This is a genomic window from Paraburkholderia sp. CNPSo 3274, assembly GCF_024206475.1.
Taxonomy (GTDB): Bacteria; Pseudomonadota; Gammaproteobacteria; order Burkholderiales; family Burkholderiaceae; genus Paraburkholderia.
Window position 1 is genome coordinate 15,465 of record NZ_JAMBPR010000031.1, and the last position, 24,780, is coordinate 40,244.

Genomic DNA, 24,780 nt, shown 5'->3' on the forward strand with positions numbered 1-24,780 from the left:
CACGACCGATCCGAAACGATGAACCAGAAATGAGTGAAGCCATGCAGCCACAGGGCACGCCTACCGTCAACGAAGCCGCCGCGCCCATTACCCCTCAGCGCGCGCGGGCCTGGGACATGATCAACAAATCGGGCATCGCGGTGGTGTTCGTGGTGCTGTTCGCGGTGCTATCCGCAACGGTGCCCGACTTCCTCACGACCCGCAACATTCAGGGCCTGCTGCTCTCCGTCACGCTGATCGGCTCGATCGCCGTCACGATGATGTTCGTGCTCGCGCTCGGCGAAGTCGATCTTTCGGTCGCCTCGATCGTGGCGTTTTCGGGCGTGGTGGCCTCCACGGTCATCACGCAGTCGCATAGCGTGCTGCTGGGCATTGCGGCGGGCGTGCTCGCGGGCGGCGCGGTGGGGCTCGTGAACGGCGTGCTGATCGCGCGCTTCAAGATCAACTCGCTGATCGCCACGCTCGCGATGATGGAAGCGGTGCGCGGCCTCGCGTTCCTCACCTCGAACGGCGACGCCGTGATGATCTCCGAAGAGCGCTTCTTCGATCTGGGCGGCGGCTCGTTCCTCGGCATTTCGTTCCCGATCTGGAGCAACATCATCGGCTTCGTGGTGTTCGGCTTCCTGCTCAAGAAAACCGTGTTCGGCAAGAACGTGCTCGCGGTGGGCGGCAACAGCGAAGCGGCGCGCCTGGCAGGCCTGCCGGTCACGCGCATCAAGATCACGGTGTTCGTGCTGCAAGGGCTCATTACGGGCTTCGCGGGCGTGATGCTCGCCTCGCGCATGAGTCTCGGCGACCCGAAGACTTCGGTGGGTCTCGAACTCGGCGTGATCTCGGCTTGCGTGCTGGGCGGCGTGTCGCTCACGGGCGGCGTGGCGACGATCTCGGGCGTGCTGGTGGGCGTGCTCATCATGGGCTCGGTGCAAGACGCCATGAGCCTCATGAACGTACCGACGTTCTATCAGTACCTGATTCGCGGCGGCATTCTGCTGCTCGCGGTGCTGTTCGACCAGTACCGGCGCAGCAAGCGGGCGGTGTGAGGGAAGCGCACGTCGATGGGCCGCAATGCGGCCCTGGCGCGGCGGCGCTTCAGCCTGCGGACCTCAAGTCTCCAGCCCCGCCCCGCCCAGAATCGAATTGGCGTCGGCGCGCGCATTGTCGAGCTGCACGACGCTCGCTTGCCGAGCCGCGAGCGCATCGCCGTGCTCGATCGCCGTGAGAATCGCCTTGTGGCGCGGCAACGAAAGCGCATGCGTGTTGGGATGGCGGCTCGTGAGCTTGATCGACTCGGAAAGCGCGAGCGAGAGCATGTTGCCGATGTACGCCAGCATGTTGTTATGCGTGGCCGCCATGATCGCGCGGTGGAATTCCAGATCGGGCTCGAGCAGGTCGGCGGCGGTTTGCGCCTGTTCCATGCGCGCGTAGGCGGCGATAATGCGGGCGCGGTCTTCGTCGGTCGCTGAAATCGCGGCGAGCGCCGCGGCGGCGGGTTCGATGATCTGCCGCACGGTCATGAGCGAGCGGAAGAACTCGCCTTCGGGAATGCTGTTGACGGTCCAGTACAGCACGTCGGGGTCGAGCATGTGCCATTCTTCGCGCGGTCGCACGACACTGCCCACGCGCGGCTTCGAGACCACAAGACCCTTGGCGACCAGCACGCGCGTGGCCTCGCGCAGCACGGGGCGGCTTACGCCGTAGGTTTCGCACAGGGTGGGTTCGGCGGGCAGGCGCTGCCCAGGGGCGAGCGTGCCGCCCACGATCTGCATGCCTAGCTCCTGCACGATGCGCGCGTGCATGCTCTTGCGTTTCTCTAGATTGCGGTAATCCATGATTGTCCGGCCGGGGGCTACCCGATCAGAGCGTCCCCCTGTTTGTAGGGCCCACTACGCGCTGGTGGCGCGCATGGCCCGATATTCCCGCCGCACGATATCCATCAGTTCAGCCACCGATGTATTGGCGCTGTGCTGCTCGTATGTCACGCGGCCTCGCTGCATCAACATGATGCGATCCGCAATATCGAGCGTCTGCGCATAGTTGTGCATGATCATGATAATCGATAGGCCGCCTTTTTCCTTCAAACGCATGATGAGATCGATGATCAGACCCGCTTCCCGCGCTCCCATCGCGGCGAGCGGTTCGTCGAGCAAGAGGATTTTTGCGTTCGAATGCACGGCGCGCGCCACCGCGATAGCCTGGCGCTGACCGCCCGAAAGCCGCTCCACAGGCAGGTCCACGGAGGGCACGTGCACGCCGATGTCGTCGAGCAACTGCGCCGCGCGCTGGCGCATCTGCTTGTGGTCGAGCAGTTTGAAGGGCCCGCGCCGCACGATTTCGCGGTTCAGGAACATGTTGTGATAAATGCTCAGCGAATTGGCGAGCGCGAGGTCCTGATAAACGCATTCGATGCCGAGCGAGCGCGCATGGTCCACCGAGCGCAGCAGCGTTTCGCTGCCATCTATCTGTAGCGTGCCGCTAGTTTGCTGGTGAAAACCCGTGAGGATCTTCACGAGGGTGGACTTGCCCGCGCCGTTGTCGCCGAGAACGCCGAGGATTTCGCCGCGGCCGAGCGTGAGCGAAACGCCGTCGAGCGCCGTGATCGCACCGAAGCGCTTGACGATGTTGTCGCCCCGCACAGCGAGCGGGGCGTTGGCCGTGGCGCTCGCGCCACCGGGGGAGGCTTGCGATTCGTCCATCATCGGCTCCCTTTGCGGCGCAGGCGCCCAACGTGGATGTTGAAGACCATGGCGGCGAGAATCGCGGCGCCGAGAATGATGTTGAACGTGAACGCGTTGATGCCGATGAGCGTGAAGCCATCGTTGAGAATGCCGAGCACCGCAGCGCCGATCAGGCCGCCCACGATCGTGCCGGAGCCGCCCGTAAGCGGCGTGCCGCCGATCACGGCCGAAGCCACGGCGAGGAACATGATCTGGTTGCCGCCCGCCTGCGGGTCGATCGAGGTGATGCGAAAGCCTTCCAGAATGCCGGTGAAGCCCGCGAGCACGGCGGCAATGATGAAGTTGCCGAGGCGCAGCCGGTTCACATGAATACCGGCCTCGCTCGCGCCTATCGGATTCGCACCCGCCGCCTGCGTATGCAGGCCCCAGCGCGTGTGGCGCAACAGCACGTGCATGGCAAACGCGATCACGATAGTCCAGAGGATCTCGCTATAACCCCACGCGCCCATGAAGGCCGCGAACTCGGGCGAACCCGGCGTCTGCACCGGCGTGCCGCGCGAGATCGTGAGCGTGATGCCGTTGATGAGGAAGAGCGTGCCGAGCGTCGTGACGAACGAGGGCAGGCGCAGCCACACGGTCACGGCACCATTCACGAAGCCGATGATGCCCGCGGCCACGAGCCCCGCGATCACGGCGAGCCACATGGGCGCGCCCGCGTCGTTGGCGAACACCATCATGAACGGCGCGAATGCGAACACCATGCCTGCCGAGAGATCGATGTCGCCGCCGATCATCAGCATGATTTCGCCGAACGCGATGATCGCCACCGGCGCGATGAACTGCGACAGGTTGACGAGACTCGCGTTGGTGAGCAGGAAATCCCGGTTGGAAAATTCGAAGTACGCCGCGAGGATCATCGCCACGAGCAAAATGCGCAACTCGGGCGCCCACGCGGAGAGCCATTGCCCGCGCGGGCGGGCAGCCCGCGCGGAGACTTCAGCCTTGCCAGTTTCGTTCACTGAGTTCATCACGCGTAGTTCATCACGACTTGATCGCGCCGCTCATCGGAACGATTTGCGGCTTGGTGGTCTTGCCTTCGTAACGCGTCGAGGTGTTCAGGTACGGCTCGACGGTGTCCTTCGTCACGAACTTCAGGCCCGTGTTGGTATCGGCCGGGCCGACCAGTCCGCCCGAGGCGAGGGTCACGAACGCCTGCATGACCGTATAGAAGCCTTGCACGTACGGCTGCTGGTCGATCGTGAAGTCGAGGAAGCCTTCGTGAATGAGCTGGACCGTGGTGGGCAGCAGGTCGAAGCCGCCGCCGTGCACGCCCTTCGACGGCAGGTTCTGATCCTTCATCACCTGCGCGACGCCCTGGGTGCTGCCCGCGTCCACGGCGAACATGCCCTTCACGTCCTGGTGGCCGAGATAGAACGACTTGATCTTCGAAAGCTCTTCGTTGACGGTCGCGCCCGTGGCCACGGTCTGGATATCGATCTTCTTGCCGGACTTCTTGATGGCGTCGCTCGCGCCGTCCAGACGCGGCTGGATGTTGAGCTGACCCGGTGTGGCGATGAAGAGCGCGACCATGCCACTGTCGATGAGGCTCACGATACGTTCGCCCATCTGGTAGCCCGAGAGATACAGGTCCTGGCCGATATAGGCGAGACGCGGATTCTTCTTGCCGCGCGGCGCGTCGGCGTTATAGGCGAATACCGGAATGCCCGCGTCGAGCGCCGCTTGAATGGGCTTGTCGAAGGCGGTCGGGTCGACGATCGGTACCGCGATCGCGTCGGCCTTCGCGGCGATGGCCGAATTCACGGCGCGCACCATTTCGCCCGCGTCGGACGTGGCCGAACCGGTCCACTGGTAGTCCATGCCGAGCAGCCCGCACGCGTCCTGAATGCCGTATTGCGTCGGCACGAAGAACGGATTCGTGGTGACGTGATTGACGAACACGATTTTCCACTTCTTGTGCGAGGGGAATCCCGATTCGGCGGCCTGTGCCGTGGAAATGAATCCGCCGCCGCCCACCGCACCGAGCAGTGAAAGCGCCGCGCCCAGTCCCGCACCCTGCATGAGGCCGCGCCGGCCCGTGTCGATCAAGCTCTTGCCGTCTTTTGCGTCATCCCGATCTTGCGCCATGTTTTCCTCCGGTCTTGTCTTCGTGGTCGAGGTAGTCGACTTTTCGTCGAAAAGCGTGCAGATACTGGCCAGTACCGGGGGAACGCGCGTGCGCGCCGCTCGCAAAGTCGAGCCATCACGTGCGAGACATCCGCGGCGAACGTGTGTTCGCCGGGCGCCGACGGTACCGCAAAAATCTTAGTGCAGCGTGATGAGGCCTCCTAATCCATGTATACCCCTAACTACTCCATAGGCCCTGCCGTGGCGATGATCGCCCATGACAAGCGGCTTACGCACCGCCTTTCGCCTCCTGCATGTGCGGCGGCCGGCTGGCGAGCTTGGCCTGATCCATCGGCGTGGCGGCTTGCGTGCGCGGGCGTAGGGTGCGTGGTGCGCCGCGTCCCGTGCCGGTGGACTTGCGGCGCGCGGCGTGGCGCTCGGTCGCGCGCTGCATGAGGCAGAACGCGCAGAGCAGGGCGCCGACCACGATGCGCGTCCACCACGAGCTGAGCGTGCCGTCGAAGGTAATGAGCGTCTGGATCGTGCCCAGAATGCCCACGCCGAACACCGAGCCGATCACATAGCCCACGCCGCCCGTGAGCAGCGTGCCGCCGATCACCGTCGCGGCGATGGCGTCGAGTTCCATGCCTTGCGCCTGCAGCCCGTAGCCCGAGAGCACATAGAGCGTAAACACCACGCCGCCGAGCGCCGAGCAAAAGCCCGAGAGCGCATACACGCCGATCTTGGTGCGCGCCACCGGCAGGCCCATGAGCAGCGCGGAGCGCTCGTTGCCGCCGATCGCGTAGACGTTGCGCCCAAAGCGCGTGAAGTGCGCGATGACGATGCCCGCAACGAGCATCGCGATAGCCGTGAGCGAACCCGTGGTGAGCGAGCCGCTGCCTACCGGAATGCTGAATTCGGAGAGCGCGTGAAAACCGGGGTCGTTGATCTGGATGGATTCGGTGGTGATGAGAAAGCAGGTGCCGCGCGCGAGGAACATGCCCGCGAGCGTGATGATGAAGGGCTGCAGCCGGAAGAAGTGGATCAGCGCGCCCATTGCGGCGCCATAGAGGGCGCCGCAGAGCAAAACGACCGGCACGACGACGAGCACGGGCCAGTGCAGCTTCTCGGTGCCCACGGCGCAGAGAATCGTCGTGAGCGCGACCACGGCGCCCACCGAAAGATCGATGCCGCCCGAGATGATCACGAACGTCATGCCGATGGCGACGATCAGCAGGAACGCGTTGTCGACCAGCAGCCCGAAGGCCACCTGAAGGGAGAAGAACCCGGTGTACATGACCGAGCCGAAACCGAACAGCACGGCAAACAGCATGACGGTCACGACGATGGGCAGCACGCGCGGATCGACGAAGCGGGTGGCGCCGCGCCGGCACGCTGCGAGCGTGTTCGAAAAGGACAGGGCAGGGCGGTTCATGCTCGGCTTCCCCCGTATGGGTGCGCTTCGTGCTCAGGCGCGCGCGCGGCGTGCGAGAGCAATACGCTTGAGTTGTTGGAACGCGAAGGTGCGCGCGGCGGGCGACTGGATCAGGCACACGAGCAGCACGACCACGGCCTTCACGACGAGTGTGGCCTCGGGCGGCACGCCGATCGAATAGGTGGTGTAGGTGAGCGTCTGGATGATGAGCGCGCCGAGCACCGTGCCCGCGAGACTGAAGCGCCCGCCCAGCAGCGACGTGCCGCCGAGCGTCACGGCGAGAATGGCGTCGAGTTCGAGCAGGAGGCCCGCGTTGTTGCCGTCCGCGCTGCGCACGTTCGAGCTGATGAGAATGCCTGCAATCGCGGCCGTCACGCCGCAGAACGCGTACGCGCCGAACACCACGGCTTGCGACGACAGCCCCGCAAGCCGCGCGGCCACCGGATTCACGCCGATCGAGCGGATGAAGAGCCCGAGTGCCGTGCGGTTGACGATCAGGGCAGTGAGCACGGTGACGGCGATCGCGATCCACACGGCGCACGGTATGAGCGCGAAATAGCCGCCGCCCGCGAAGAGATAACCCGGCGCGCCGATGGGGATGATCTGGCCGCCCGTGAGCAACTGCGCCACGCCGCGGCCCGCCACCATCAGGATGAGCGTGGCGATGATCGGCTGCATGCCGACGAACGCGACGAGCAGCCCGTTCCAGATGCCCGCGAGCAGGCCTACGGCGAGCGCCGCGCCGAACGCCATGCCAACGCGCGAAGGATCGGCGGCGAGCACCGTGGCGGCTGCCGCACCTGCAATCGCCACGACGGCGCCCACGGAAATGTCGATGCCGCGCGTGGCGATCACGAGCGTCATGCCGAGCGAGACCACGACGAGCGGCGCGGCGCGCATGAGGATATCGATGGGCGCGCCGAACAAGTGGCCGCCCAGCATCGTGATCGCGAGGAAATTGCCGCGATGTGCGACGTCCACGACGAACAGGGCGATGAGCGTCACCGCGGGCCACACCAGCGGATGCCGGATGACGAGCAAAAGCCAGGCGGGGAGGGCGGGGCGCGTCATCGACGGTCTCCGGCAATGAGGTCGTAGACTTCGTGCTCCGAGCGCGCCGCGCCCGAAAGCTCGGCCACCTTGCGCCGGTCGCGCAACACGGCGATGCGGTCGCTCACACGCACCACCTCGCTGATCTCCGACGAAATGAACAGAATGCCCAGGCCCTTTGCGCAGAGCGCGCGCACGCGGTCCATGATTTCGAACTTGGCGGCCACGTCGATGCCGCGCGTAGGTTCGTCGAGTATCAGCAAACGCGGCTTGGTGGCGAGCCAGCGCGCGAGCAGCACTTTCTGCTGATTGCCGCCCGAAAGCAGGCCAATAGGCTGCTCGGCATCGCGCGCCTTGATGCCGAGCTGCTCGATATATTCGTTGGCCAGTTCGCGCTGGCGCGAGCGCCGGATCATGCGCCACCAGCCTAGTTGTGCCTGCAGCGCAAGCACGATGTTTTCGCGAATCGACAGATCGGCGACGATGCCTTCCTTCTTGCGATCCTCGGGACAATAGGCCATGCCGTGGCGCACGGCGTCGCGCGGCGAGGAGAGCTTGACTGCTTTGCCGTTGATGTGCACCGTTCCTGCATCGGCTTTATCCGCGCCGAAGAGCAGGCGCGCGGTCTCCGTGCGGCCCGAGCCGAGCAGGCCAGCCAGGCCCAGAATCTGGCCCGGTTGCACTTCCAGATCGAGCGGATTGAGCACGCCGCGGCGCGCCACGCCTTGCGCCGCAAGATACGGTGCGGCGTCCGTTGCAGCCGTTTCGCCGTGTGCGGCTTCGGCTTGCGTGAGCCGCTCGCCTGCGTTCTGCAAGCCCACCATCTTCGCGACCAGCGTTTGCACCGGCAGATCGGCGGCGAGATATTCGCCTTCGCGCTCGCCGTTGCGCATTACCGTGATGCGATCGGAGATCGCATAGGTCTGCTCCAGAAAATGCGTAACGAACAGGATCGCGATGCCCGACGCTTTCAGCTTGCGCAGCACCTCGAAAAGGCGCGCGACTTCGCCTTCGTCGAGGCTGGAAGTCGGTTCGTCGAGAATGAGAATGCGCGCATCGACGGACACCGCGCGCGCAATCGCCACCATCTGCTGCATGGCGATGGGGTAGGTGTCGAGCGACTGCGTGACGTCGAGTGAAAGATTCAGTTCCGCGAGCGCTTCTTCTGCGCGGCGATGAATCGTTTTCCAGTCGATCAGGCCGAGGCCGCGCTTACGTGGCTGGCGGCCCGCGAAAATGTTCTCCGCAACCGAGAGGTTCGGGCAGAGATTGACTTCCTGGTAGAGCGTCTGGATGCCGGCGGCCTCCGCCATCTGCGGCGTCGGGAAGTGCACCGCCTCGCCCGCCACGCGTATCTCGCCGGCCTCGGGCTGGTGCACGCCGGTCAGCACGTTGATGAGCGTGGACTTGCCGGCGCCGTTCTGCCCCATCAGCGTATGGATTTCGCCGGGGTACAGACGAAAATCGACCCGGTCGAGCGCACGCACGCCGGGGAAGGTTCGGGTAAGACCGACAGTTTCGAGTATCGGGGAATCGCTCATGGGCAACCGTGAAAGAGGCCAGAGCGCGCGGAGTGCTGAGTAAACCCTTCGAATACTAAGGGATACGAAGCACGCCGCGCCGCTTGCAGCGAGTTTAGTACTTGCGCGACGGGAGCACTTGCGCCGCCACGTCCTCCGGGAACACCGTTTCGTTCGTCACGATGCGCTTGGGCAACTGCTTGCCCGCCACCACGTCCTTCACGGCGCTCATGAGCTGCGGCCCGAGCAGCGGGCTGCACTCCACGTCCACGTTCATCTTGCCGGCGATCATCGCCTCGAAGCCGCCCTTAGTGGCGTCGAACGACACGACGCTGATGTCCTTGCCCGGCTTCATGCCGGCTTCCTCCATCGCCTGGATCGCGCCGAGCGCCATGTCGTCGTTATGCGCGTAGACCACGTTGATCTTGTTTCCATACGTCTTCGCGAATGCTTCCATGACCTGCTTGCCGCCGGCGAGCGTAAAGTCGCCGCTTTGCGACGCGATGATCTTGAACTTCGGATCGTTCTTGATCACTTCCATGAGGCCCGAGTGACGGTCGTTGGCCGGTGCGGAACCCACCGTGCCCTGCAACTCGACGATATTGATCGGGCCGGGGTTGTTCTTGTAGTGATCTTCAAGCCACTTGCCCGCGCGGCGGCCTTCTTCCATGAAGTCCGAACCGATCATCGTCACGTAGAGCGACTGGTCCTTCACGTCGATGTTGCGGTCCGTGAGGATCACGGGAATCTTGGCGCGCCTGGCTTCCTGCAGCACCGGCTCCCAGCCCGATTCCACCACGGGCGAGAACGCGATCACGTCCACCTTCTGGGCGATATACGAGCGGATCGCCTTGATCTGGTTTTCCTGCTTCTGCTGGGCGTCCGAGAACTTGAGGTTGATGCCGGCGTCTTTGGCGGCCTGTTTGACCGACACCGTGTTCGCCGTGCGCCAGGCGCTTTCCGCGCCGACCTGCGCAAAACCTAGCGTGATCTGCTTGTCTTCGGCGTGCGCGACGCCCGCCGCCAACGAGAAAGCGGCCGCCGCAGCGACCAACCCGCTTACCATGCGTGTTGCCAGTTTCATGCGTGTCTCCGATGTAGCTCTGCGCGTTGTATTTCTTTAATTCATGGCGCTACACCCGCGTCCATCACGGCCGGACAGTATCACGAGAAGTATCGCGCCATCCCTGGCCTCTGGTTATATCCTTTCGGTATACCGTCGGCCGCCCCTGCTGACCACAATAGACAAACTATATGCAACCTCAGGAACGGTTTCGATTAGCGTTTTCCCGATAATCGCAGTCCATATAGTCATGCTATTTATAGGACTTTCTCACTAAGTGGGCAAAGCCATGAACACTCGTAAGCCCAAGCTTCGCTCGGCCGCGTGGTTCGGCACCACGGACAAAAACGGCTTCATGTACCGGAGCTGGATGAAGAATCAGGGGATCCCGGATCACGAATTCGCCGGCAAGCCGATTATCGGCATTTGCAATACGTGGTCGGAACTCACGCCCTGCAACGCGCACTTTCGCAAGCTCGCCGAGCACGTCAAGCGAGGCGTATACGAAGCCGGCGGATTTCCTGTCGAGTTTCCTGTGTTCTCGAACGGCGAGTCGAACCTGCGGCCGACGGCCATGTTTACGCGCAACCTCGCGTCGATGGATGTTGAGGAATCCATACGAGGCAATCCGGTCGATGCCGTCGTGCTGCTGGTGGGCTGCGACAAGACCACGCCCGCACTGCTGATGGGCGCGGCGAGCTGCGACGTACCTGCCATCGCCGTGACCGGCGGCCCGATGCTCAACGGCAAGCACGAAGGGCGCGATATTGGTTCGGGCACGGTGGTGTGGCAACTGAGCGAGCAGGTGAAGGCGGGCAAGATTTCGATCCATGAGTTCATGTCGGCGGAGTCGGGCATGTCGCGTTCGGCGGGCACCTGCAACACCATGGGCACGGCTTCGACCATGGCGTGCATGGCCGAAGCGCTGGGCGTCACGCTGCCGCACAACGCGGCGATTCCGGCTGTGGACGCGCGCCGCTACGTGCTCGCGCATATGTCGGGCATGCGCATCGTGGAGATGGCGCTCGAAGACCTGCGTCTCTCGAAGCTGCTCACGCGCGCGGCGTTCGAGAACGCCATTCGCACGAACGCGGCGATTGGCGGCTCGACCAATGCGGCGATCCACCTGAAGGCGATCGCGGGACGCATAGGCGTGCCGCTCGAACTCGACGACTGGACGCGCATCGGTCGAGGTACGCCGACCCTCGTCGACCTGCAGCCATCGGGCCGCTTTCTGATGGAGGAGTTCTATTACGCGGGCGGCTTGCCTGCCGTGCTGCGGCGCCTCGGTGAAGCGAACCTTCTGCCGCATCCCGATGCGCTCACGGCCAACGGCAAAACGCTCTGGGAAAACGTGCGCGAAGCGCCCATTCACAACGCCGAAGTCATTCGCCCGCTCGACAATCCGCTCGTGAAAGACGGCGCGCTATGCGTGCTGCGCGGCAATCTCGCGCCGAACGGCGCGGTGTTGAAGCCGTCGGCGGCCACCCAGAAGCTGTTGAAGCATCGCGGGCCCGCCGTGGTGTTCGAAAACTTCGACGACTACAAGGCGCGCATTGGCGACCCCGATCTCGACGTCACGGCCGATTCTGTGCTCGTCATGAAGAACTGCGGGCCCAAGGGTTATCCGGGCATGGCCGAGGTGGGCAACATGGGCCTGCCGCCCAAGCTGCTCGCCCAGGGAGTGACCGACATGGTGCGCGTGTCGGACGCGCGCATGAGCGGCACCGCGTATGGCACGGTGGTGCTGCACGTGGCCCCGGAAGCGCGTGCGGGCGGCCCGCTCGCGATCGTGCGCGACGGCGACTGGATCGAACTGGACTGCGAGAAGGGCGTGTTGCGCGTGGATATCAGCGAGGAGGCGATCGTCGCGCGGCTCGACGAATGGGCTGCGAATCAGCATCCCATCCCCGCCGATCGCAGCGGCTATCGCAAGCTCTATGTCGAGCACGTGCTGCAGGCCGACGAGGGCTGCGATTTTGACTTCCTGGTGGGCTGCCGCGGCTCGGATGTGCCGAGCCACTCGCATTGACATTCGGAATCCATATCAAATCCAGGTCGCGCGGCACATGCAAGCGTAGCCATTAAGCCGCCTTTGGCACTCGCTCATTGGCGCCGAGGCAGTTCAGGCCCATGAGCGTCGCCTCGACGGCTTCGTCGAGCGGCGTATGCGGCTCGCGCCCGAGTTCGCTGACGAGGCGGGCGTTGTCGAGCCGCAACGGTTCGCTCCACAAATAGCGCATCTCCATCAGTTCACGCAGCGTCGTCACGAAGGGCGAGATGGCGCGCATGAAGGCCCAGGCGAAGGGCTTGCTTTGCGGCTTCAGTCCGTGGCGCCGGGCGACGCGGCAGATCGCTTCGACGAACTGCGAGCCGTCGGCATCCCAGTGGCCGGCCATGTGGAATACCGCGAACGCGGGCAGCGTGTCGCGCCGTTCGATCAGCTCGAGCATCGTGCGCGCGACGTCGGGCACGTACGACCACGCGTGGCCCACGCCGCGCGTACCCGGCTGGCGCACGACCTGCACCGGCTCGTCACGCTTCACGATTCCTTGCGCAAACCAGCTATTGCCCACGTGCGGCCCGAAAAAGTCGCCCGCGCGCACGACGATCGAGCGCACGCCATGCTCGCTCGCGGCCTGCATGCGCCGCTCCAGTTCCACGCGAATCGCGCCCTTGCGCGTGAGCGGCTGCTGGGGCGAATCTTCACGCAGCACCGGGAAGGTGTCGGGCCCGAAGTTGTAGACGGTGCCCGGCAGCACGACGGTCGCGCCCACGGCGGCCGCGGCGGCGAGCGTGTTGTCGATCATCGGCAGCACGACCTGCGCCCAGCGCCGGTAGCCCGGCGGGTTCACGGCGTGCACGATCACCGCGCAACCCTGCGCGGCGCGTACCACTGCTTCGCGCGAGAGCACGTCGCCGTCGAGCCATTCGATGGCGCCGGCCGCAGCCGTGCCCGGCGCCCCGCCGCGCCGCAACGCGCGGACTTGCCAGCCGGCGTCGAGCAACTGGCGCGCGACTTCGCTGCCGATTCCGCCGCTTGCGCCAAGGACGAGTGCGCGGTTTTGTCGATTGATGGGGCTGGCGTTCATCCTGGTTCTCCTTACGGGTGAGCTGTGATGAGGAGCATTCTGCGCCGCTTGCAGCCAATAAAAAATTGGCGAATACCGACCTGAAGCTATACATTTATGCATAGCCTGCAATTTGCATGAGGAGCATGCATGGCCGAAAAGGAACCGAACTGGGAGTGGTACCGGAGCTTTCTGCAGGTCCTGGAGAGCGGCTCGCTCTCGGCTGCCGCCCGTGCGCTGGGCATCACGCAGCCGACCGTTGGCCGCCATATCGAAAGTCTGGAAGCGGCGCTGGGACTCACGCTGTTTACGCGCTCGTCCGATGGGTTCTCGCCAACCGAGGCGGCGAACGAGTTGCGGCCCTACGCCGTCGGCCTTGCGATGACCACGGCAGCCTTGCGCCGCGCGGCGAGCAGTCACGGATCGGGTGTGCGCGGGACCGTGCGGCTGACGGCGAGCGAAGTCATCGGCGTCGAGGTCCTGCCGCCGATACTGGCGGGCCTGCGCAACGACTATCCGGAGCTGACGATCGAACTCGTGCTGTCAAACAGGGCGGGCGACCTGCTCCGTCGTGAAGCGGACATTGCGATACGCATGTTCCGGCCAGTGCAGGAGGCGCTGGTCGCCAAACGTGTTGGCGCGATCGAAGTGGGCTTGCATGCCCACGAACGATATCTGGCGCTTCATGGTGTGCCGAAGTCGATGAAAGAGTTGTCGCGCCATTCGATCATCGGCTTCGATCACGAGAACGCGTTCATTCGTTCGGTTCAGCCCAGGTTCGCCGCCTACAGCCGCAATAACTTTGCATTTCGCGCCGACAGCGACCTTGCCCAGCTGGGCGCGATACGCGCTGGATTCGGCATCGGCGGGTGCCAGTCGCCGTTGGCGGCAAGAGACCCGACGCTGGTTCGCGTTCTGCGCGACGAGTTCTCGCTGAGTCTGGATACGTGGGTGGCCATGCATGAGGATTTGCGCACGAGCGCGCGCTGCGCCGTGACCTTTGCGGCGCTGGCGTCGGGGCTGGCTGCTTATATCCAGGGACAAGGCGCGTAAATACCGCCTCAACGCGGCGCACGGCCCGCTCGCGCATACGAAGCCAGCATCGTCGCGAGTTCCTGTGCGGCAGGCGTGAGTGGCACGGCCGCGCGCTGCAGCAAACAGACCTGCTGCGCCGCCGGCCGCTCGGCGATCTTGATGCGCGCGAGCCGCTCGGCAAACGGGCCGCGCGTGGCGACCACCGACGACTCCAGCGCGAGGCAATCTGTCTCGCTGACCCAATGCAGGGTTTCGAAGAGCCCCTCCACCGTCGCGACGATGCGCGGCGGCGGCAAGTCGTGGGCGGTGAAGAACGTCGTGAGCCGGCTCGAAGCGAAGGCGTCCGCAATATTGGGCGAGCGCGTCGCGAGCCAGTCGCAGTGCGTGAGCGAGCGAAGCGTGCGCGCCCCCGCCTTCGGATGATCGCGGCGGCAGACGACTACCGGATCCGACGGGTAAAGCTCCGTCACCAAAAGATCGGTCGTATCGGTCTGGTCCGAAACGAGTGCGAGCGCGAAATCGAGCGTGCCTTCGCGAATCCACGAAATCATCATGCGCGACGTTCCCGTGCGCAGACGCAGCGCCACGCGTGGAAACCGCTTGCTGTACTGCCCGAGCACGGGCACGAGCGCGTCCATGAGCGGGTCGGTCGTCAGGCCAAACGCCACTTCGCCCGCGTAGTCGCCGCGCAGTTGCTGCGCCTCTTCGCTCGCGCGCTCGCACTCGCCGAGAATCGATGTCGCTCGCACCAGCAGGCGCTGACCGAGCACCGTGAGCGTCACGCCGCGATTCGTGCGCGTGAGCAGCGCGCCGCCCAGCTCGACCTCGAGATTCTGCAACTGCTGTGTCACGCCGCTTTGCGCCACGCCGAGCGCGCGCGAGGCCGCCCGTACACTGCCGCGCTGGGCGACGGCGACGAAGACGCGCAACTGGGAAAGCGTGAGACTCATGAGCGATGACTGGTAGCGATCGGTAGAAGTGATCATGATAGGCGAATTCGAGCTTTTCCCGAACGCAGCGTCGGCCTACCATCGGACGGGCAGGAGACTCCCACTTTCCCTCGCCGTTCATCATGCGCTCATCATGAAAAAAATCCCGTCGATGCTACTTTCCCTCGCGCTGGCCCTAAGCAGCAGTGCCTTCGCGCGCGAGGGCGACACCGTGCGGCTCGGCATCGATCCGACCTATCCGCCCATGGACGCCAAGGCGCCCGACGGCTCGCTCAAAGGCTTCGACGTCGATCTCGGCAACGAAATCTGCCGCCGTATTCACGCGCATTGCCAGTGGGTCGAACTGGAGTTCTCGGGCATGATCCCGGCGCTCCAGGCGCGCAAGATCGACGCGATCATGTCGTCGATGGCGATCACCGCGAAGCGCGAGCAGCAAATTCTCTTCACGTCGAAGCTGTTCCAGTTCAAGTCGCGGCTCGTCGCGCGCAAGGGCGCCCCGTTCGGCGCTACCGCGCAGTCGCTGGCCGGCAAGTCGGTCGGCGTGCAGGCGGGCACGCAGTTCGAGACTTATGCGCTCGCGAACTGGGCGCCGGCGGGCGTGCACGTCGTCACCTACAAGAGCCAGGACGAAGTGTTCGCCGACCTCGTCAACGGGCGGCTCGATGCCGCATTGCTGGGCTACGTGGAAGCCGACTACGGCTTCCTGCGCACGCCGCAGGGTAACGGCTTCGCGTTTGCCGGCGGCCCGATTTCGATGGGCGACCGTGGCACGGGCATCGGCATGCGCAAGGACGAAACCGCGCTACAGGCGCAGATGAACGACGCGATCGCGACCATGCGGAAGGACGGCACCTACGCGCAGATCGCGCATCGCTATTTCGACTTTGATCCGTACGGAAACTGAGCCGCCGTACACTTTTTTGAAACCGCATTGAATTCATGAACCAGCAATCGATTCCGCTCCTGAGCGCCACGCCGGGCACGCACCGCGAACTGACCAGCTTCCATTTCGGCCCTGCCGACGCGCCCCAGAAGATTTATATCCAGGCGTCGCTTCACGCCGACGAAACGCCCGCCATGCTGACGGCCGTGCTGTTGCGCGCGCAACTGGCGGAACTCGAGGCGCAAGGCGCGCTCGCCGCGCAGGTGGTGCTCGTGCCGCTCGCCAATCCCGTGGGCCTTAACCAGCACGTGCTTGGCCAGTTCATCGGCCGGTTCGATCTCGCGAGCGGCAGGAACTTCAACCGCCATTTCCACGCGTTTCCCAAGCTGCTCGCCCGTGCGAAGGAGACGCTCGGCGCGGACGTCGAGCGCAACCGCGAGCTGATCCGGCAACTGATGCGCGAAGCGCTGGACGCGCAGGCGCCACTCACGGAATTCGATTCGCTGCAGTTGGCGCTGTTGAGGCTTTCGCACGACGCCGATCTCATCATCGACCTGCATTGCTCGCTCGAGGCGGTCATGCACGTGTACACGAGCGAGGCCGGCTGGCCCGATGTCGAGCCGCTTGCCCGCTACCTCGGCTCGCGCGCGCAACTGCTTGCCACCGACTCGGGTGCGCAGGCGTTCGATGAGGCGCATAGCCTGCTGTGGTGGCAACTGCGTCAAGAGATGCCGGCCACGCAGCCCGTGCCCGCCGGACCCACTGCGGTGACGATCGAGTGCCGCGGCCAACGCGATGTATCGTGGGAAAGCGCGCAGCACGACGCCAACGCGCTGGTCGACTATCTGCGCTGGCGCGGTGCGCTCGTCGGCGGCGACGTAAAGCCGCTGCCGGAGCTGTTGATGCCGGCCACGCCGCTCGCCGGGAGCGCGCAATTCTACGCACCGCGCGGCGGCATTCTCGTGCACCGCGCGAAAATTGGCGACTGGATACGCGAGAACGACCCGCTCTTCGATATCGTCGAGCCGATGACGGGCGAAACGACGACGGTGAAGAGCACCGCGGAGGGCGTTTTCTATATGCGAAGGGCGATTCGCTTCGTCACGGCCGGCGCACCGCTCGGCCGTGTGACGGGTACGCGGCCGATACGCAGCGGCGTGCTGCTGGGGGCTTGAGGGGAGCGTTAGGCGTGCCGCGCTTTGTCCATCGGCACGATCACGCGCACCCAGAGGCCGCCCTCGGGATGATTGCCGATCTTGAGCTTCGCGTTGCACAGGCGCGCGAGGCGCCGGACGATCGACAGGCCCATGCCCCAATGCGAGTCGAGCCTGAGGCTCGCCGCGCGCGAGGCGAGCAACGGCGACGCCAGCGCGCCACCCTCGGGCAGACTCGCCGCTACGCCTTCGCCGTGATCCCGCACGCTCAAGGTCCAGGTGCGCGGCCGCAGATCGTGGCGTACCGTCCGTAGCCACCAGGCGCGCAGCGCGAGCAGAAGCACGCAGAGCGCCAGCATGAGCGCCGCGAATCGCGCATCGAACCAGTGGGCGACCCTCTTCATGCACGTGACGCCAGACGAACAGGCGTCGCGCAGATATGAGGCGTTCGACGCCGTCCCGGCATGCGGCGCCCAAATGGCATCGCGCAGACGAGGCGTCACCTCGGCGCCGAGATTGACGATGTCCGGCTTGATCGACACCAACGGGGCAATCCCCCGGACGCTCGCACCTTGCGCGGCCAGTTCCAGTTCCAGTTCGGCGTCCTGCTGCTGGGCGGCGTACGTCGCGGAAGCCGGATCGAATGCCGTGTCGCCGAAATTGAGCGGCGAATCCGCACCGAGATATCGAAAACCGACTTGCACCAGCATCAACGACGCTATCCATAACAGGAAAATCCGGGCAAACAAGACAATCACCTTTCTTTTTTTGACATCGAAGTTTGGCTTGCGCCGGCGGGCGCATGTTTGAAATAGCCGCAAATCTAGCTATGACCGGCATTGTCCGCGAAGTGAGCGAGTTTCTATTCGTGGAAAAGCGCCGGAATATGCGCCGTTTTTTCCCCTTGAGCGTTGCTGGCGGCACCCGCAGTGCAGCATTTTGGGAAGGGGGCGGCCGTTGTATCGGTCCAGCGCACGGCGCCCGGAGGCGTTTGGAGCTGGTAGTGGCGTGAGCATTCGGAGTCCTTGATAACATCGTCGGACGACCGAAAGCTCACGCATGCGGCATTTTGTCAGGCCGGCTGACGCAGCGTCCTGAAGGTCGCGCGAACTTCTTCCGTGAAGGCGGCAGGCTGCTCCCACGCTGCGAAATGCCCGCCTTTCGGAAGGCGGTTGTAGTGAACCAGCTTGGGGTAGGCGCGTTCCGTCCAGCTCTTGGGCGCGGCGTAGATTTCGTCCGGGAAGACACTCACGCCAACCGGCAGCTCCACATGCTTGGGCTCGAAAAAGTTGAGCTTGTTTTCCCAATACAGGCGCGCAGATGAGACCGCTGTCTTCGTCAGCCAATAGAGCGTGATGTTGTCGACCACATCATCCTTCGTCAGGCCTTCGGGCTGGCCTTCGAACACGCGCGCGATCATCGCCTGACCGCTCGCATCGTGGTCGAGCATCCATGCAGCCAGGCCGACTGGCGAGTCCTGGATTGCGTAGAGCGTCTGCGGGCGGTTCGCCATTTCGAGCGCGTAGCCCAGACCGTGCTTGTAAAAGTAATCGAGCTGGTCGTACGCGTGCTGCTCCTCCGACGACAGTCCGGCAGGGGGCGGCGTGCCGTCCTTGAGCGATTTGGCAATAGCGTCGGGTACGGTCGCGGGCATGTTGGTGTGAATGCCGACGAGTCCTGCCGGCTTCAGCAGCGCCAACTGTTCCGTCACGGCATTGCCCCAGTCGCCCCCTTGCGCCGCGTAGCGCTTGTAGCCGAGCCGGTCCATCAGCACGGCCCAGGCGCGAGCGACACGCTGGGGGTCCCAACCGGTCTTCGTCGGCTTGCCCGAAAAACCGTAGCCCGGAAGCGAGGGAATGACGACATCAAATGCATCGGCCGCGCTTGCGCCATGCGCGGTCGGATTGGTTAGGGGTTCGATGATCTTCAGCTGCTCGATGATCGAGCCAGGCCAGCCGTGTGTGACGATGATCGGCAGCGCGTTCTCGTGCTTCGAACGCACATGGATGAAGTGGATATCCAGTCCGTCGATTTCCGTGACGTATTGCGGCAGCGAGTTGAGTCTCGCTTCCACCTTGCGCCAGTTGTAGTCATTGGCCCAGTAATTGGCGAGCCTTTGCATGGTTGCGAGCTGCACGCCTTGCGAGGCGTCGTCGACCGTTTCGCGCTCCGGCCATTGCGTCGCGACGATGCGGCGTCGCAGATCGGTCAGTGCCGAATCTGACGCATGCACGCGAAGCGGACGAATCGAAGAGGGATCGCCGGCGGCAATCTGCGTGATTCCGTTCGCCGACGGCTTTGATTCTGCGAAGGCGAGCCGGCTCATTGCGGCGCCTGCAACCAGCGTGGCGGCAGCGGCGCCGATGAAGCGCCGGCGCGAAACGGGTGTGGGGTGAAGATCGGTTGACATACAAGTTCCTGATAGAGAAGGTGTATCGTGGCGAGCAGCAAATACCAGAGGTGCGCATGCGCCTCGGCAACCAGGGTGCGGATCGTAATCCTAACTATTCGTGCCTGAAGCCCGCCCGCGAAAACTGCGCGCGCTGGCGCGGCGGCTATTCGGTGTCGAGTGAGCGAATCAGATTGGCGCGCAGGGTCACAATTGCGTTTTGCAATCTCATGAATTCGTCGTGACCCAGCCCGGTCGCTTCGGTGAGATCGGCGATTTTCAGACTCTTTTCGCGCAGCTTCCGGCCGCTGGCGGTCAGGCTCACGCGCACCTGACGCTCGTCCTCAGGATCGCGCCGCCGTTGCACATATTCCATCGCTTCGAGCTTTTTCAACATGGGCGTCAACGTGTTGGACTCGAGAAAGAGTTTCTCACCCAGGCCGCTCACGGTCTGGTTGTCCTGCTCCCAAAGCGCGATGATCGCGATGTACTGCGGATAGGTCAGCCCGAGTTTGTCCAGGATCGGCTTGTACGCCTTGCCGAAGGCCAGATTGGTCGAGTAAACCGCGAAGCAAAGATAGTCTGCGAGCGGCGCGGGCGTGTCGGCCTGCGCCGGGTGGTCCGTCGATTTCATGGTCATCCTCTTCAGACAAAGGCCTCAATGGCTCGCAAACTTGAATAAATCGCTTGCGATTATATCGTAGGCCGACACCGGTTCCGCCGTCCACCGCCATCGCGATGCCCGGCGAAACAGCCACAACGCGGTGGCGCAATCAATGGTGGGCGAAGAGGCTGTTTCGCTCAATGGAGACGCGGCTGCCCGCGTCCGAGGTGGCATTGGCCATGCCGCCGTATGCCGTCGCTGCATTGCCGCTCCCGGTGCGCTCGGCAGCGAGCGTTTGCACGCTCTGACCGCGTTGCGATGCCGGTGCGCCGACTTCGGGCCGATAGGCCGGGGCCGGGCCGTAGCCGCTGGCGAATGCGGGGGCGGCTGCGCTCGCCGAAAGGGCGATGAGGAGCGTGGCGATAAATTGGGTCTTCATGATTGGATCTCGCTAGGTGAAGTGCAGTGAGTTTGGGTGAAAGAGGCGATTGCGTTTGCCGGTTACGCGGTGACGACGGTGAGGCTCACGTCGATGTTGCCGTGCACGGCCTTCGAGTACGGGCAGATCTGATGGGCGCTGCGCGCGATGGCCTCGGCCACCGTTTGCTCGACGCCTGGCAGCGTGACCGTGAAGTGCGCGCCCAGGAACCAGGCGGCGCCGGTCTGACCGATATCGACCTGAATGTCCACCGAAGCGTCCGACGGCAATGCGACTTTCTTCAGCGAGGCCGCGATGCCGAGCGCGGAGATGTAGCAGGCAGACCATGCGCCGGCGAACAGCTGCTCGGCGCGCGGGTGCGGTTCGGTCGCGACGATGTCGAGTGTTTCGCCGGCTGAGGACGAGAGTTCGAGGTCGACCACGCCAAATTCGCCGCGTTGGGCGACGGGATCGTGATTGATGGTGGTGTGGGTGTTGCCCGAGAACAGCACTTTGTCGATCGTTGCCATGTTGCGCTCCTTGATGGATTCCAGAGTTGGGTGATATGCGTCGCGTAAGATCAAATCGCATGCGATGTATAGTGGATGAGAAAATCCGGCATGTCAAGCGTATAAGATTAAATCGCATACGATATATATGGGGCGACTTCGGAAGGGCGATCGGTCGCTGGAGCGGTATCTATCGTATAGTGCGTTCATTGACGATTGAGACCTTTTTGCCGGCACTCTAGGGAGTGCCGGCACGGCTGGCCGAGCCGCCTCTGACTTTTCGCGAGCGCTACGCAGCCAGTTCGATGGTCGGTTCGCAAACAATGGGAAAGTTCACCGAATTGGCGATATAGCACTGCTCGTGCGCCGCATGATGCAGCCGCTCGGCGAGGCTGCGGTTGTCGCTCGCGCGGATGGTCACGCGCGGGCGCAGCACGATCTTCGTGAAGGCGCCGCGCTGCGGGGTATCGGCCATCGTGCCTTCGGCCTCGTCTTCATAGGCGAGCACCGCGATGCCCGCCTCGGCGCACAGGTGCAGATACCAGAGCTTGTGGCACGCCGAAGCCGAAGCCACGAGCAGATCCTCGGGATTCCAGCGTGAGGCGTCGCCGCGAAACGCCGGATCCGATGAGCCTGGAATGTCCGGCTTGCCGCGCGAGCGGATCACGTGATCGCGGTCGTAGTCGCGATAACCCGAGGTGCCGCTGCCGCGATTGCCGATCCATTGCACCGAAACGCGGTAGGTGTGTTCGCCATGCGCCATGCTGACTCTCCGTTCGATCGAAAAGGGGTAAGTCATTATGACCGTATTCGGCATTTTGGTATACCATTATGCCGAAGTGGCCCAGATGAGAACTGGGCTGGAACGGGGCATAACACGCATGGAAACAAAATTCGACTCCACGGCGGACGCGGTTGCGTCCGGATTGCGCGACCTGATCGTCAGCGGCGAGCTGGGCAGCGGCGAGCGCCTTGTCGAGCGCGATCTCGCGGAGCGTTTCGAGGTGAGCCGCATTCCGCTGCGCGAAGCGATCCAGCGGCTCGCGCGCGAGGGGCTCGTCGAGATTTTCCGCAATCGCGGCGCGGTCGTGCGCATGCTCACGGTGCAAGACGTGGAGGAGATCTACGGCCTGCGCGCACTGCTCGAAGGCGACGCGATCTTTCACGGCGTCAAGCGCATCGACGACGAAACGCTCGCACGCGCGGAACTCGTTCACCGGCTGCTGGGCGAGGCGGTCACCACGCAGAAGCAGGGCGAGCTCAACCGCGAGTTTCACGAACTGCTTTACGGCGCGTGCGGCAACGCCCGGCAACTGGCGGCGATCCGCGAATTGCGCGCGCAGGTGGAGCGCTACGAGCGGCTGCAGAATACGCTGCTTGCCGATACGCCCTCGTTTCAGCACGAACACGAGGCAATCCTGGAGGCGTCCCTCGCACGCAACGCACGCAGCGCGCGCGCCTTGACCGTGGCGCATATCGACTCGGCGAGGCGCATCGTGCTCGCCGTGGCGGAGCGCATGGCAGCGCAAGGCTAGCGCGCAGACACCCCAGCATTCACAACCATAGCGCTGGTTTTTACGACATTTTTTCTTGTGGCCCTTACGGGTCAACCCTAGACTGGGGGCATCGAAACGACTGGAGACGCCATGTCGATCTCGCGTGCAACCCAGCGCCCGGATGAGCAGATCACCTCCGTCCAGCCCGGCCTCGGCCGGCTCGTGCTGAGGCGCTTCGATCCGCGCCACGACTCGTGGGAAGCGCTTACGCGTTTGCTGCATCGCGCGTTCTCGCGGCTCGCGTCGCTCGGATTGCACTGCTCATGTGCTGATCAGGCGGCGAGCCTCACGCGTGAACGCGCGCTGGCTGGAGACTGTTTCGTCGCCGTCTGCAATGGCAGGATCATCGGTACGCTCACAGTGGAAGGTCACGATAGCCAATCGCAGTGCGAACATTATCGCCAACGCAGCGTGGCTTCGATCCATCAGTTCGGTATCGAGCCAAAATGGCAAAGCCGCGGCATCGGCGGTGCGCTGCTCGCTTTCGCGGGGCGTTGGGCGGCTGCGCGCGGCTACACGCAGCTCGCGCTGGACACGCCGTTTCCCGCCGCCCACCTTATCGCGTTCTATCGCGCACAAGGCTTTAGTCTCATTGATGTCGTGCGCTTTGCTGGTCGCGGCTACGACAGCGCCGTGCTCAGCAAAGCCGCTGCGGCGCGGTGCGGCGTGGCAATCCCGCACTTGCCTGGTGGACTGCCGCACGCCACGTCGCCGAGTCCGCTCGCCTGAGCGCGCGCCACGCTCACGCCTTGCTAGCGCGCGCCGCTTCACGCTCCAGATAGCGCAGGAATTCGTCGGCGGGCATGGCCTTCGCATAGAGCCAGCCCTGGGCGAACTGCACGCCGCGCTCACGCAGATACTGCGCTTGCGCCATGGTTTCCACACCCTCGGCGACCATCAGCAGGTCGAGGCTGCGCGCCATGTCGATCACGTGCGGCACGATCTTGTTCATTTCCTCGCCGCTCGCCAACCAGCGGATGAACGAGCGGTCGATCTTGATGCCATCCACCGGCAGTTCCTGCAGATACGAGAGACTCGAATATCCCGTGCCGAAATCGTCGATGAAAACGCGGTGGCCGGCCGCGCGAAACGCTTCAAGAACAGGCGCGGAACTGGCGGTGTCGATGAGCGTGCGCTCAACCGCTTCGAACCAGATTTGCTCGGGGCGCACCGCATATTTCGCGAGGCTGGCCTTGAGGGTTTCGAGCACGCGTGTGCCGGCGAGATCCTTGCCGGCAAGGTTGATCGAGACGTGCAGATCGCGGCGAAGCGCGAGCATGGCGCCCACGCCCTCGAACACGGAACGTATGACTTGATCGGTGATGGGCTCGATGAGATCGAGCGACTCCGCCATGGGAATGAACGTGTCCGGCGCGACGACGGTGCCGTCTTCGAGCTTCCAGCGCAAGAGCGCTTCCGCGCCGACGCAGCGCCCGCTTTCCAGCGAGACGAGCGGCTGCAGCCATGCCACGAACTGGCACCGCCGGATGCCCTGCAGCATCGCGCTGCGCGGCGTGCGCAGCTTGCGGCGCCAGCGCATGACAAGCCACGTGCCGATTGCGCTCAGAACGAGCGCCGGCGGGATCGTGGTCCTGAGTTTCGCGAGCAGGTTGCGGCGCATGCGGTCCTCGGGCTCGTACGCGACCACCGCGATGGGAAAGCGGCTCGAGCGCTCGACGACGTAATAGCGGCCCTCGAAATATGGGCTGCTGCCGGTGCGCTTGAGCGCTGCGCGGACGAGGGCATCGTCGGCGTGCGCCCAGCTCGAAATGACGGCGCCGTCCTGCGTTTCGAGCACGGTTAGCTGAATGGTGTCGTCGAGCGGCACGATGTCGAGGTAGAAGCGCGGATCGATCACCACGACGTGATTGCCCAGGCGCACGTTGAGCATGCGCCGTTCGCTGCCGCGCTTGCCGACTTCGGTATGCCAGGCGGTGAAACCGTCGGCAAAGGCCCATTCGGGCGGCGGCAATGCGATGTCGACAGCGCCGCGCAGCGAAGTGCAGCGCAGCCGCATGTCATCGATCGAGGCGACTTCGCGAATGTATCGAAACTGTTCCTCGACCTGCCGCAAGCGTTGCATGTGGTCGGTCGTGCACGGCGTGTCGGCGTATGACATGAGCTGGCGCAGCGCGGACTCGGCTTCGGAGGTCACCAGTTCGGCGCGCAGCAGCGCGCGATTCGAAAAGACGTCCACTTGCTGGCGCTGCAGGCGTTCGTTGACGGCGTCCGAAGCGTACACGGCGGCCGTGAGCGTTGCCAGGACGGCGAACGCCACGACACAAAACGTCGTCAGGGCGGTGAGTCGGCTGCTCATGGTGTGCGCTCGGGCTCCGGCGTCGCG

The 24,780-nt window shown here is 64.3% G+C and carries 24 protein-coding genes; 7 read left to right on the forward strand and 17 right to left on the reverse strand.

What is annotated here, in order from left to right; all coding sequences use genetic code 11:
* Positions 1 to 29: 29 nt before the first annotated feature.
* Positions 30 to 1,040: an L-arabinose ABC transporter permease AraH gene (araH, locus tag M3I54_RS21495; RefSeq protein ID WP_254339595.1), complete on the forward strand. Its 1,011-nt coding sequence runs from the start codon at positions 30 to 32 to the stop codon at positions 1,038 to 1,040.
* 63 nt (positions 1,041 to 1,103) lie between these two features.
* Here araH and M3I54_RS21500 read toward each other — a convergent pair whose 3' ends face one another.
* The 8 genes from M3I54_RS21500 to M3I54_RS21535 form a co-directional block, all read right to left on the reverse strand.
* A complete protein-coding gene (locus M3I54_RS21500; protein WP_254339597.1) occupies positions 1,104 to 1,829 on the reverse strand; it encodes a FadR/GntR family transcriptional regulator in 726 nt (241 codons plus the stop codon).
* 54 nt (positions 1,830 to 1,883) lie between these two features.
* Positions 1,884 to 2,693, reverse strand: coding sequence for an ATP-binding cassette domain-containing protein (locus M3I54_RS21505; protein ID WP_254339700.1), 810 nt, complete (start codon positions 2,691 to 2,693; stop codon positions 1,884 to 1,886).
* Positions 2,693 to 3,703, reverse strand: coding sequence for an ABC transporter permease (locus M3I54_RS21510; RefSeq protein ID WP_254339599.1), 1,011 nt, complete (start codon positions 3,701 to 3,703; stop codon positions 2,693 to 2,695). The genes M3I54_RS21505 and M3I54_RS21510 overlap by 1 nt, the downstream gene beginning before the upstream one ends.
* Before the next feature lie 13 nt (positions 3,704 to 3,716).
* On the reverse strand, positions 3,717 to 4,820 hold the full coding sequence (locus M3I54_RS21515) for a sugar ABC transporter substrate-binding protein (RefSeq protein WP_254339601.1): 1,104 nt from the start codon (positions 4,818 to 4,820) through the stop codon (positions 3,717 to 3,719).
* Between the two features lie 268 nt (positions 4,821 to 5,088).
* Positions 5,089 to 6,234 (reverse strand): galactofuranose ABC transporter, permease protein YjfF, encoded by a 1,146-nt coding sequence (yjfF, locus tag M3I54_RS21520; protein WP_302059065.1) that lies wholly within the window; start codon positions 6,232 to 6,234, stop codon positions 5,089 to 5,091.
* A 33-nt stretch (positions 6,235 to 6,267) separates the two neighbouring features.
* Positions 6,268 to 7,305, reverse strand: a complete 1,038-nt coding sequence (locus M3I54_RS21525; RefSeq protein WP_254339603.1) for an ABC transporter permease — start codon at positions 7,303 to 7,305, stop codon at positions 6,268 to 6,270.
* Positions 7,302 to 8,825 carry a sugar ABC transporter ATP-binding protein gene (locus tag M3I54_RS21530; RefSeq protein ID WP_254339606.1) on the reverse strand — a complete coding sequence of 508 codons (1,524 nt, stop codon included), beginning with the start codon at positions 8,823 to 8,825 and terminating at the stop codon, positions 7,302 to 7,304. The genes M3I54_RS21525 and M3I54_RS21530 overlap by 4 nt, the downstream gene beginning before the upstream one ends.
* 94 nt (positions 8,826 to 8,919) lie before the next feature.
* The gene (locus M3I54_RS21535) at positions 8,920 to 9,888 is read right to left on the reverse strand and encodes an ABC transporter substrate-binding protein (RefSeq protein WP_375542183.1); all 969 of its coding nucleotides are present in this window, start codon (positions 9,886 to 9,888) and stop codon (positions 8,920 to 8,922) included.
* Positions 9,889 to 10,156: 268 nt separating this feature from the next.
* Here M3I54_RS21535 and M3I54_RS21540 point away from each other — a divergent pair, with 268 nt between their 5' ends.
* On the forward strand, positions 10,157 to 11,899 hold the full coding sequence (locus M3I54_RS21540) for an IlvD/Edd family dehydratase (RefSeq protein ID WP_254339608.1): 1,743 nt from the start codon (positions 10,157 to 10,159) through the stop codon (positions 11,897 to 11,899).
* Between the two features lie 52 nt (positions 11,900 to 11,951).
* On the opposite strand, the gene M3I54_RS21545 is transcribed toward M3I54_RS21540, so the two are convergent.
* A complete protein-coding gene (locus M3I54_RS21545; protein WP_254339610.1) occupies positions 11,952 to 12,959 on the reverse strand; it encodes an NAD-dependent epimerase/dehydratase family protein in 1,008 nt (335 codons plus the stop codon).
* 129 nt (positions 12,960 to 13,088) lie between these two features.
* Between M3I54_RS21545 and M3I54_RS21550 the strand changes: the two genes are divergently transcribed.
* Positions 13,089 to 13,991 carry a LysR family transcriptional regulator gene (locus M3I54_RS21550; protein WP_254339611.1) on the forward strand — a complete coding sequence of 301 codons (903 nt, stop codon included), beginning with the start codon at positions 13,089 to 13,091 and terminating at the stop codon, positions 13,989 to 13,991.
* A gap of 8 nt (positions 13,992 to 13,999) precedes the next feature.
* Here the strand turns inward: M3I54_RS21550 and M3I54_RS21555 are convergent, their stop codons facing one another.
* The gene (locus tag M3I54_RS21555) at positions 14,000 to 14,923 is read right to left on the reverse strand and encodes a LysR family transcriptional regulator (RefSeq protein ID WP_254339706.1); all 924 of its coding nucleotides are present in this window, start codon (positions 14,921 to 14,923) and stop codon (positions 14,000 to 14,002) included.
* Positions 14,924 to 15,056: 133 nt separating this feature from the next.
* On the opposite strand from M3I54_RS21555, the gene M3I54_RS21560 reads away from it, so the two are divergent.
* Both M3I54_RS21560 and M3I54_RS21565 read left to right on the forward strand, forming a co-directional pair.
* Positions 15,057 to 15,827, forward strand: a complete 771-nt coding sequence (locus M3I54_RS21560; RefSeq protein ID WP_254339612.1) for a transporter substrate-binding domain-containing protein — start codon at positions 15,057 to 15,059, stop codon at positions 15,825 to 15,827.
* Positions 15,828 to 15,862: 35 nt separating this feature from the next.
* Positions 15,863 to 16,981, forward strand: coding sequence for a succinylglutamate desuccinylase/aspartoacylase family protein (locus M3I54_RS21565; RefSeq protein ID WP_254339613.1), 1,119 nt, complete (start codon positions 15,863 to 15,865; stop codon positions 16,979 to 16,981).
* A gap of 8 nt (positions 16,982 to 16,989) precedes the next feature.
* Here M3I54_RS21565 and M3I54_RS21570 read toward each other — a convergent pair whose 3' ends face one another.
* The 6 genes from M3I54_RS21570 to M3I54_RS21595 form a co-directional block, all read right to left on the reverse strand.
* Entirely contained in the window at positions 16,990 to 17,670 is a 681-nt protein-coding gene (locus tag M3I54_RS21570) for an ATP-binding protein (protein ID WP_254339614.1), read from the reverse strand.
* A 362-nt stretch (positions 17,671 to 18,032) separates the two neighbouring features.
* Entirely contained in the window at positions 18,033 to 19,370 is a 1,338-nt protein-coding gene (locus M3I54_RS21575) for an epoxide hydrolase family protein (RefSeq protein ID WP_254339615.1), read from the reverse strand.
* A gap of 145 nt (positions 19,371 to 19,515) precedes the next feature.
* Positions 19,516 to 19,983: a MarR family winged helix-turn-helix transcriptional regulator gene (locus tag M3I54_RS21580; protein ID WP_254339617.1), complete on the reverse strand. Its 468-nt coding sequence runs from the start codon at positions 19,981 to 19,983 to the stop codon at positions 19,516 to 19,518.
* Positions 19,984 to 20,122: 139 nt separating this feature from the next.
* Positions 20,123 to 20,392 carry a hypothetical protein gene (locus tag M3I54_RS21585; RefSeq protein WP_254339619.1) on the reverse strand — a complete coding sequence of 90 codons (270 nt, stop codon included), beginning with the start codon at positions 20,390 to 20,392 and terminating at the stop codon, positions 20,123 to 20,125.
* A gap of 62 nt (positions 20,393 to 20,454) precedes the next feature.
* Positions 20,455 to 20,901, reverse strand: a complete 447-nt coding sequence (locus tag M3I54_RS21590; RefSeq protein ID WP_254339621.1) for an Ohr family peroxiredoxin — start codon at positions 20,899 to 20,901, stop codon at positions 20,455 to 20,457.
* A 268-nt stretch (positions 20,902 to 21,169) separates the two neighbouring features.
* Entirely contained in the window at positions 21,170 to 21,643 is a 474-nt protein-coding gene (locus M3I54_RS21595) for an OsmC family protein (protein WP_254339623.1), read from the reverse strand.
* A 118-nt stretch (positions 21,644 to 21,761) separates the two neighbouring features.
* On the opposite strand from M3I54_RS21595, the gene M3I54_RS21600 reads away from it, so the two are divergent.
* Positions 21,762 to 22,415: a GntR family transcriptional regulator gene (locus M3I54_RS21600; RefSeq protein ID WP_254339625.1), complete on the forward strand. Its 654-nt coding sequence runs from the start codon at positions 21,762 to 21,764 to the stop codon at positions 22,413 to 22,415.
* Between the two features lie 111 nt (positions 22,416 to 22,526).
* Complete coding sequence (locus M3I54_RS21605; RefSeq protein WP_254339627.1) at positions 22,527 to 23,165, forward strand: GNAT family N-acetyltransferase; 639 nt, start codon at positions 22,527 to 22,529, stop codon at positions 23,163 to 23,165.
* 13 nt (positions 23,166 to 23,178) lie between these two features.
* On the opposite strand, the gene M3I54_RS21610 is transcribed toward M3I54_RS21605, so the two are convergent.
* The gene (locus M3I54_RS21610; RefSeq protein ID WP_254339629.1) at positions 23,179 to 24,753 is read right to left on the reverse strand and encodes an EAL domain-containing protein; all 1,575 of its coding nucleotides are present in this window, start codon (positions 24,751 to 24,753) and stop codon (positions 23,179 to 23,181) included.
* Positions 24,754 to 24,780: the final 27 nt, after the last annotated feature.

Excerpts from the sequence above, each read along its gene's own strand:
- M3I54_RS21585 (WP_254339619.1), bottom strand. The coding sequence starts at position 20,392 with ATGAAGACCCAATTTATCGCCACGCTCCTCATCGCCCTTTCGGCGAGC.
- M3I54_RS21580 (WP_254339617.1), bottom strand. The coding sequence starts at position 19,983 with ATGAAATCGACGGACCACCCGGCGCAGGCCGACACGCCCGCGCCGCTC.
- M3I54_RS21510 (WP_254339599.1), bottom strand. The coding sequence starts at position 3,703 with ATGAACTCAGTGAACGAAACTGGCAAGGCTGAAGTCTCCGCGCGGGCT.
- M3I54_RS21590 (WP_254339621.1), bottom strand. The coding sequence starts at position 20,901 with ATGGCAACGATCGACAAAGTGCTGTTCTCGGGCAACACCCACACCACC.
- yjfF (WP_302059065.1), bottom strand. The coding sequence starts at position 6,234 with ATGAACCGCCCTGCCCTGTCCTTTTCGAACACGCTCGCAGCGTGCCGG.
- M3I54_RS21550 (WP_254339611.1), top strand. The coding sequence starts at position 13,089 with ATGGCCGAAAAGGAACCGAACTGGGAGTGGTACCGGAGCTTTCTGCAG.
- M3I54_RS21555 (WP_254339706.1), bottom strand. The coding sequence starts at position 14,923 with ATGAGTCTCACGCTTTCCCAGTTGCGCGTCTTCGTCGCCGTCGCCCAG.
- M3I54_RS21535 (WP_375542183.1), bottom strand. The coding sequence starts at position 9,888 with ATGAAACTGGCAACACGCATGGTAAGCGGGTTGGTCGCTGCGGCGGCC.
- M3I54_RS21560 (WP_254339612.1), top strand. The coding sequence starts at position 15,057 with ATGAAAAAAATCCCGTCGATGCTACTTTCCCTCGCGCTGGCCCTAAGC.
- M3I54_RS21525 (WP_254339603.1), bottom strand. The coding sequence starts at position 7,305 with ATGACGCGCCCCGCCCTCCCCGCCTGGCTTTTGCTCGTCATCCGGCAT.
- M3I54_RS21565 (WP_254339613.1), top strand. The coding sequence starts at position 15,863 with ATGAACCAGCAATCGATTCCGCTCCTGAGCGCCACGCCGGGCACGCAC.
- M3I54_RS21570 (WP_254339614.1), bottom strand. The coding sequence starts at position 17,670 with ATGCTGGTGCAAGTCGGTTTTCGATATCTCGGTGCGGATTCGCCGCTC.
- M3I54_RS21530 (WP_254339606.1), bottom strand. The coding sequence starts at position 8,825 with ATGAGCGATTCCCCGATACTCGAAACTGTCGGTCTTACCCGAACCTTC.
- M3I54_RS21600 (WP_254339625.1), top strand. The coding sequence starts at position 21,762 with ATGGAAACAAAATTCGACTCCACGGCGGACGCGGTTGCGTCCGGATTG.
- M3I54_RS21505 (WP_254339700.1), bottom strand. The coding sequence starts at position 2,693 with ATGGACGAATCGCAAGCCTCCCCCGGTGGCGCGAGCGCCACGGCCAAC.
- M3I54_RS21575 (WP_254339615.1), bottom strand. The coding sequence starts at position 19,370 with ATGTCAACCGATCTTCACCCCACACCCGTTTCGCGCCGGCGCTTCATC.
- M3I54_RS21515 (WP_254339601.1), bottom strand. The coding sequence starts at position 4,820 with ATGGCGCAAGATCGGGATGACGCAAAAGACGGCAAGAGCTTGATCGAC.
- M3I54_RS21595 (WP_254339623.1), bottom strand. The coding sequence starts at position 21,643 with ATGGCGCATGGCGAACACACCTACCGCGTTTCGGTGCAATGGATCGGC.
- M3I54_RS21610 (WP_254339629.1), bottom strand. The coding sequence starts at position 24,753 with ATGAGCAGCCGACTCACCGCCCTGACGACGTTTTGTGTCGTGGCGTTC.
- M3I54_RS21500 (WP_254339597.1), bottom strand. The coding sequence starts at position 1,829 with ATGGATTACCGCAATCTAGAGAAACGCAAGAGCATGCACGCGCGCATC.
- M3I54_RS21540 (WP_254339608.1), top strand. The coding sequence starts at position 10,157 with ATGAACACTCGTAAGCCCAAGCTTCGCTCGGCCGCGTGGTTCGGCACC.
- araH (WP_254339595.1), top strand. The coding sequence starts at position 30 with ATGAGTGAAGCCATGCAGCCACAGGGCACGCCTACCGTCAACGAAGCC.
- M3I54_RS21605 (WP_254339627.1), top strand. The coding sequence starts at position 22,527 with ATGTCGATCTCGCGTGCAACCCAGCGCCCGGATGAGCAGATCACCTCC.
- M3I54_RS21545 (WP_254339610.1), bottom strand. The coding sequence starts at position 12,959 with ATGAACGCCAGCCCCATCAATCGACAAAACCGCGCACTCGTCCTTGGC.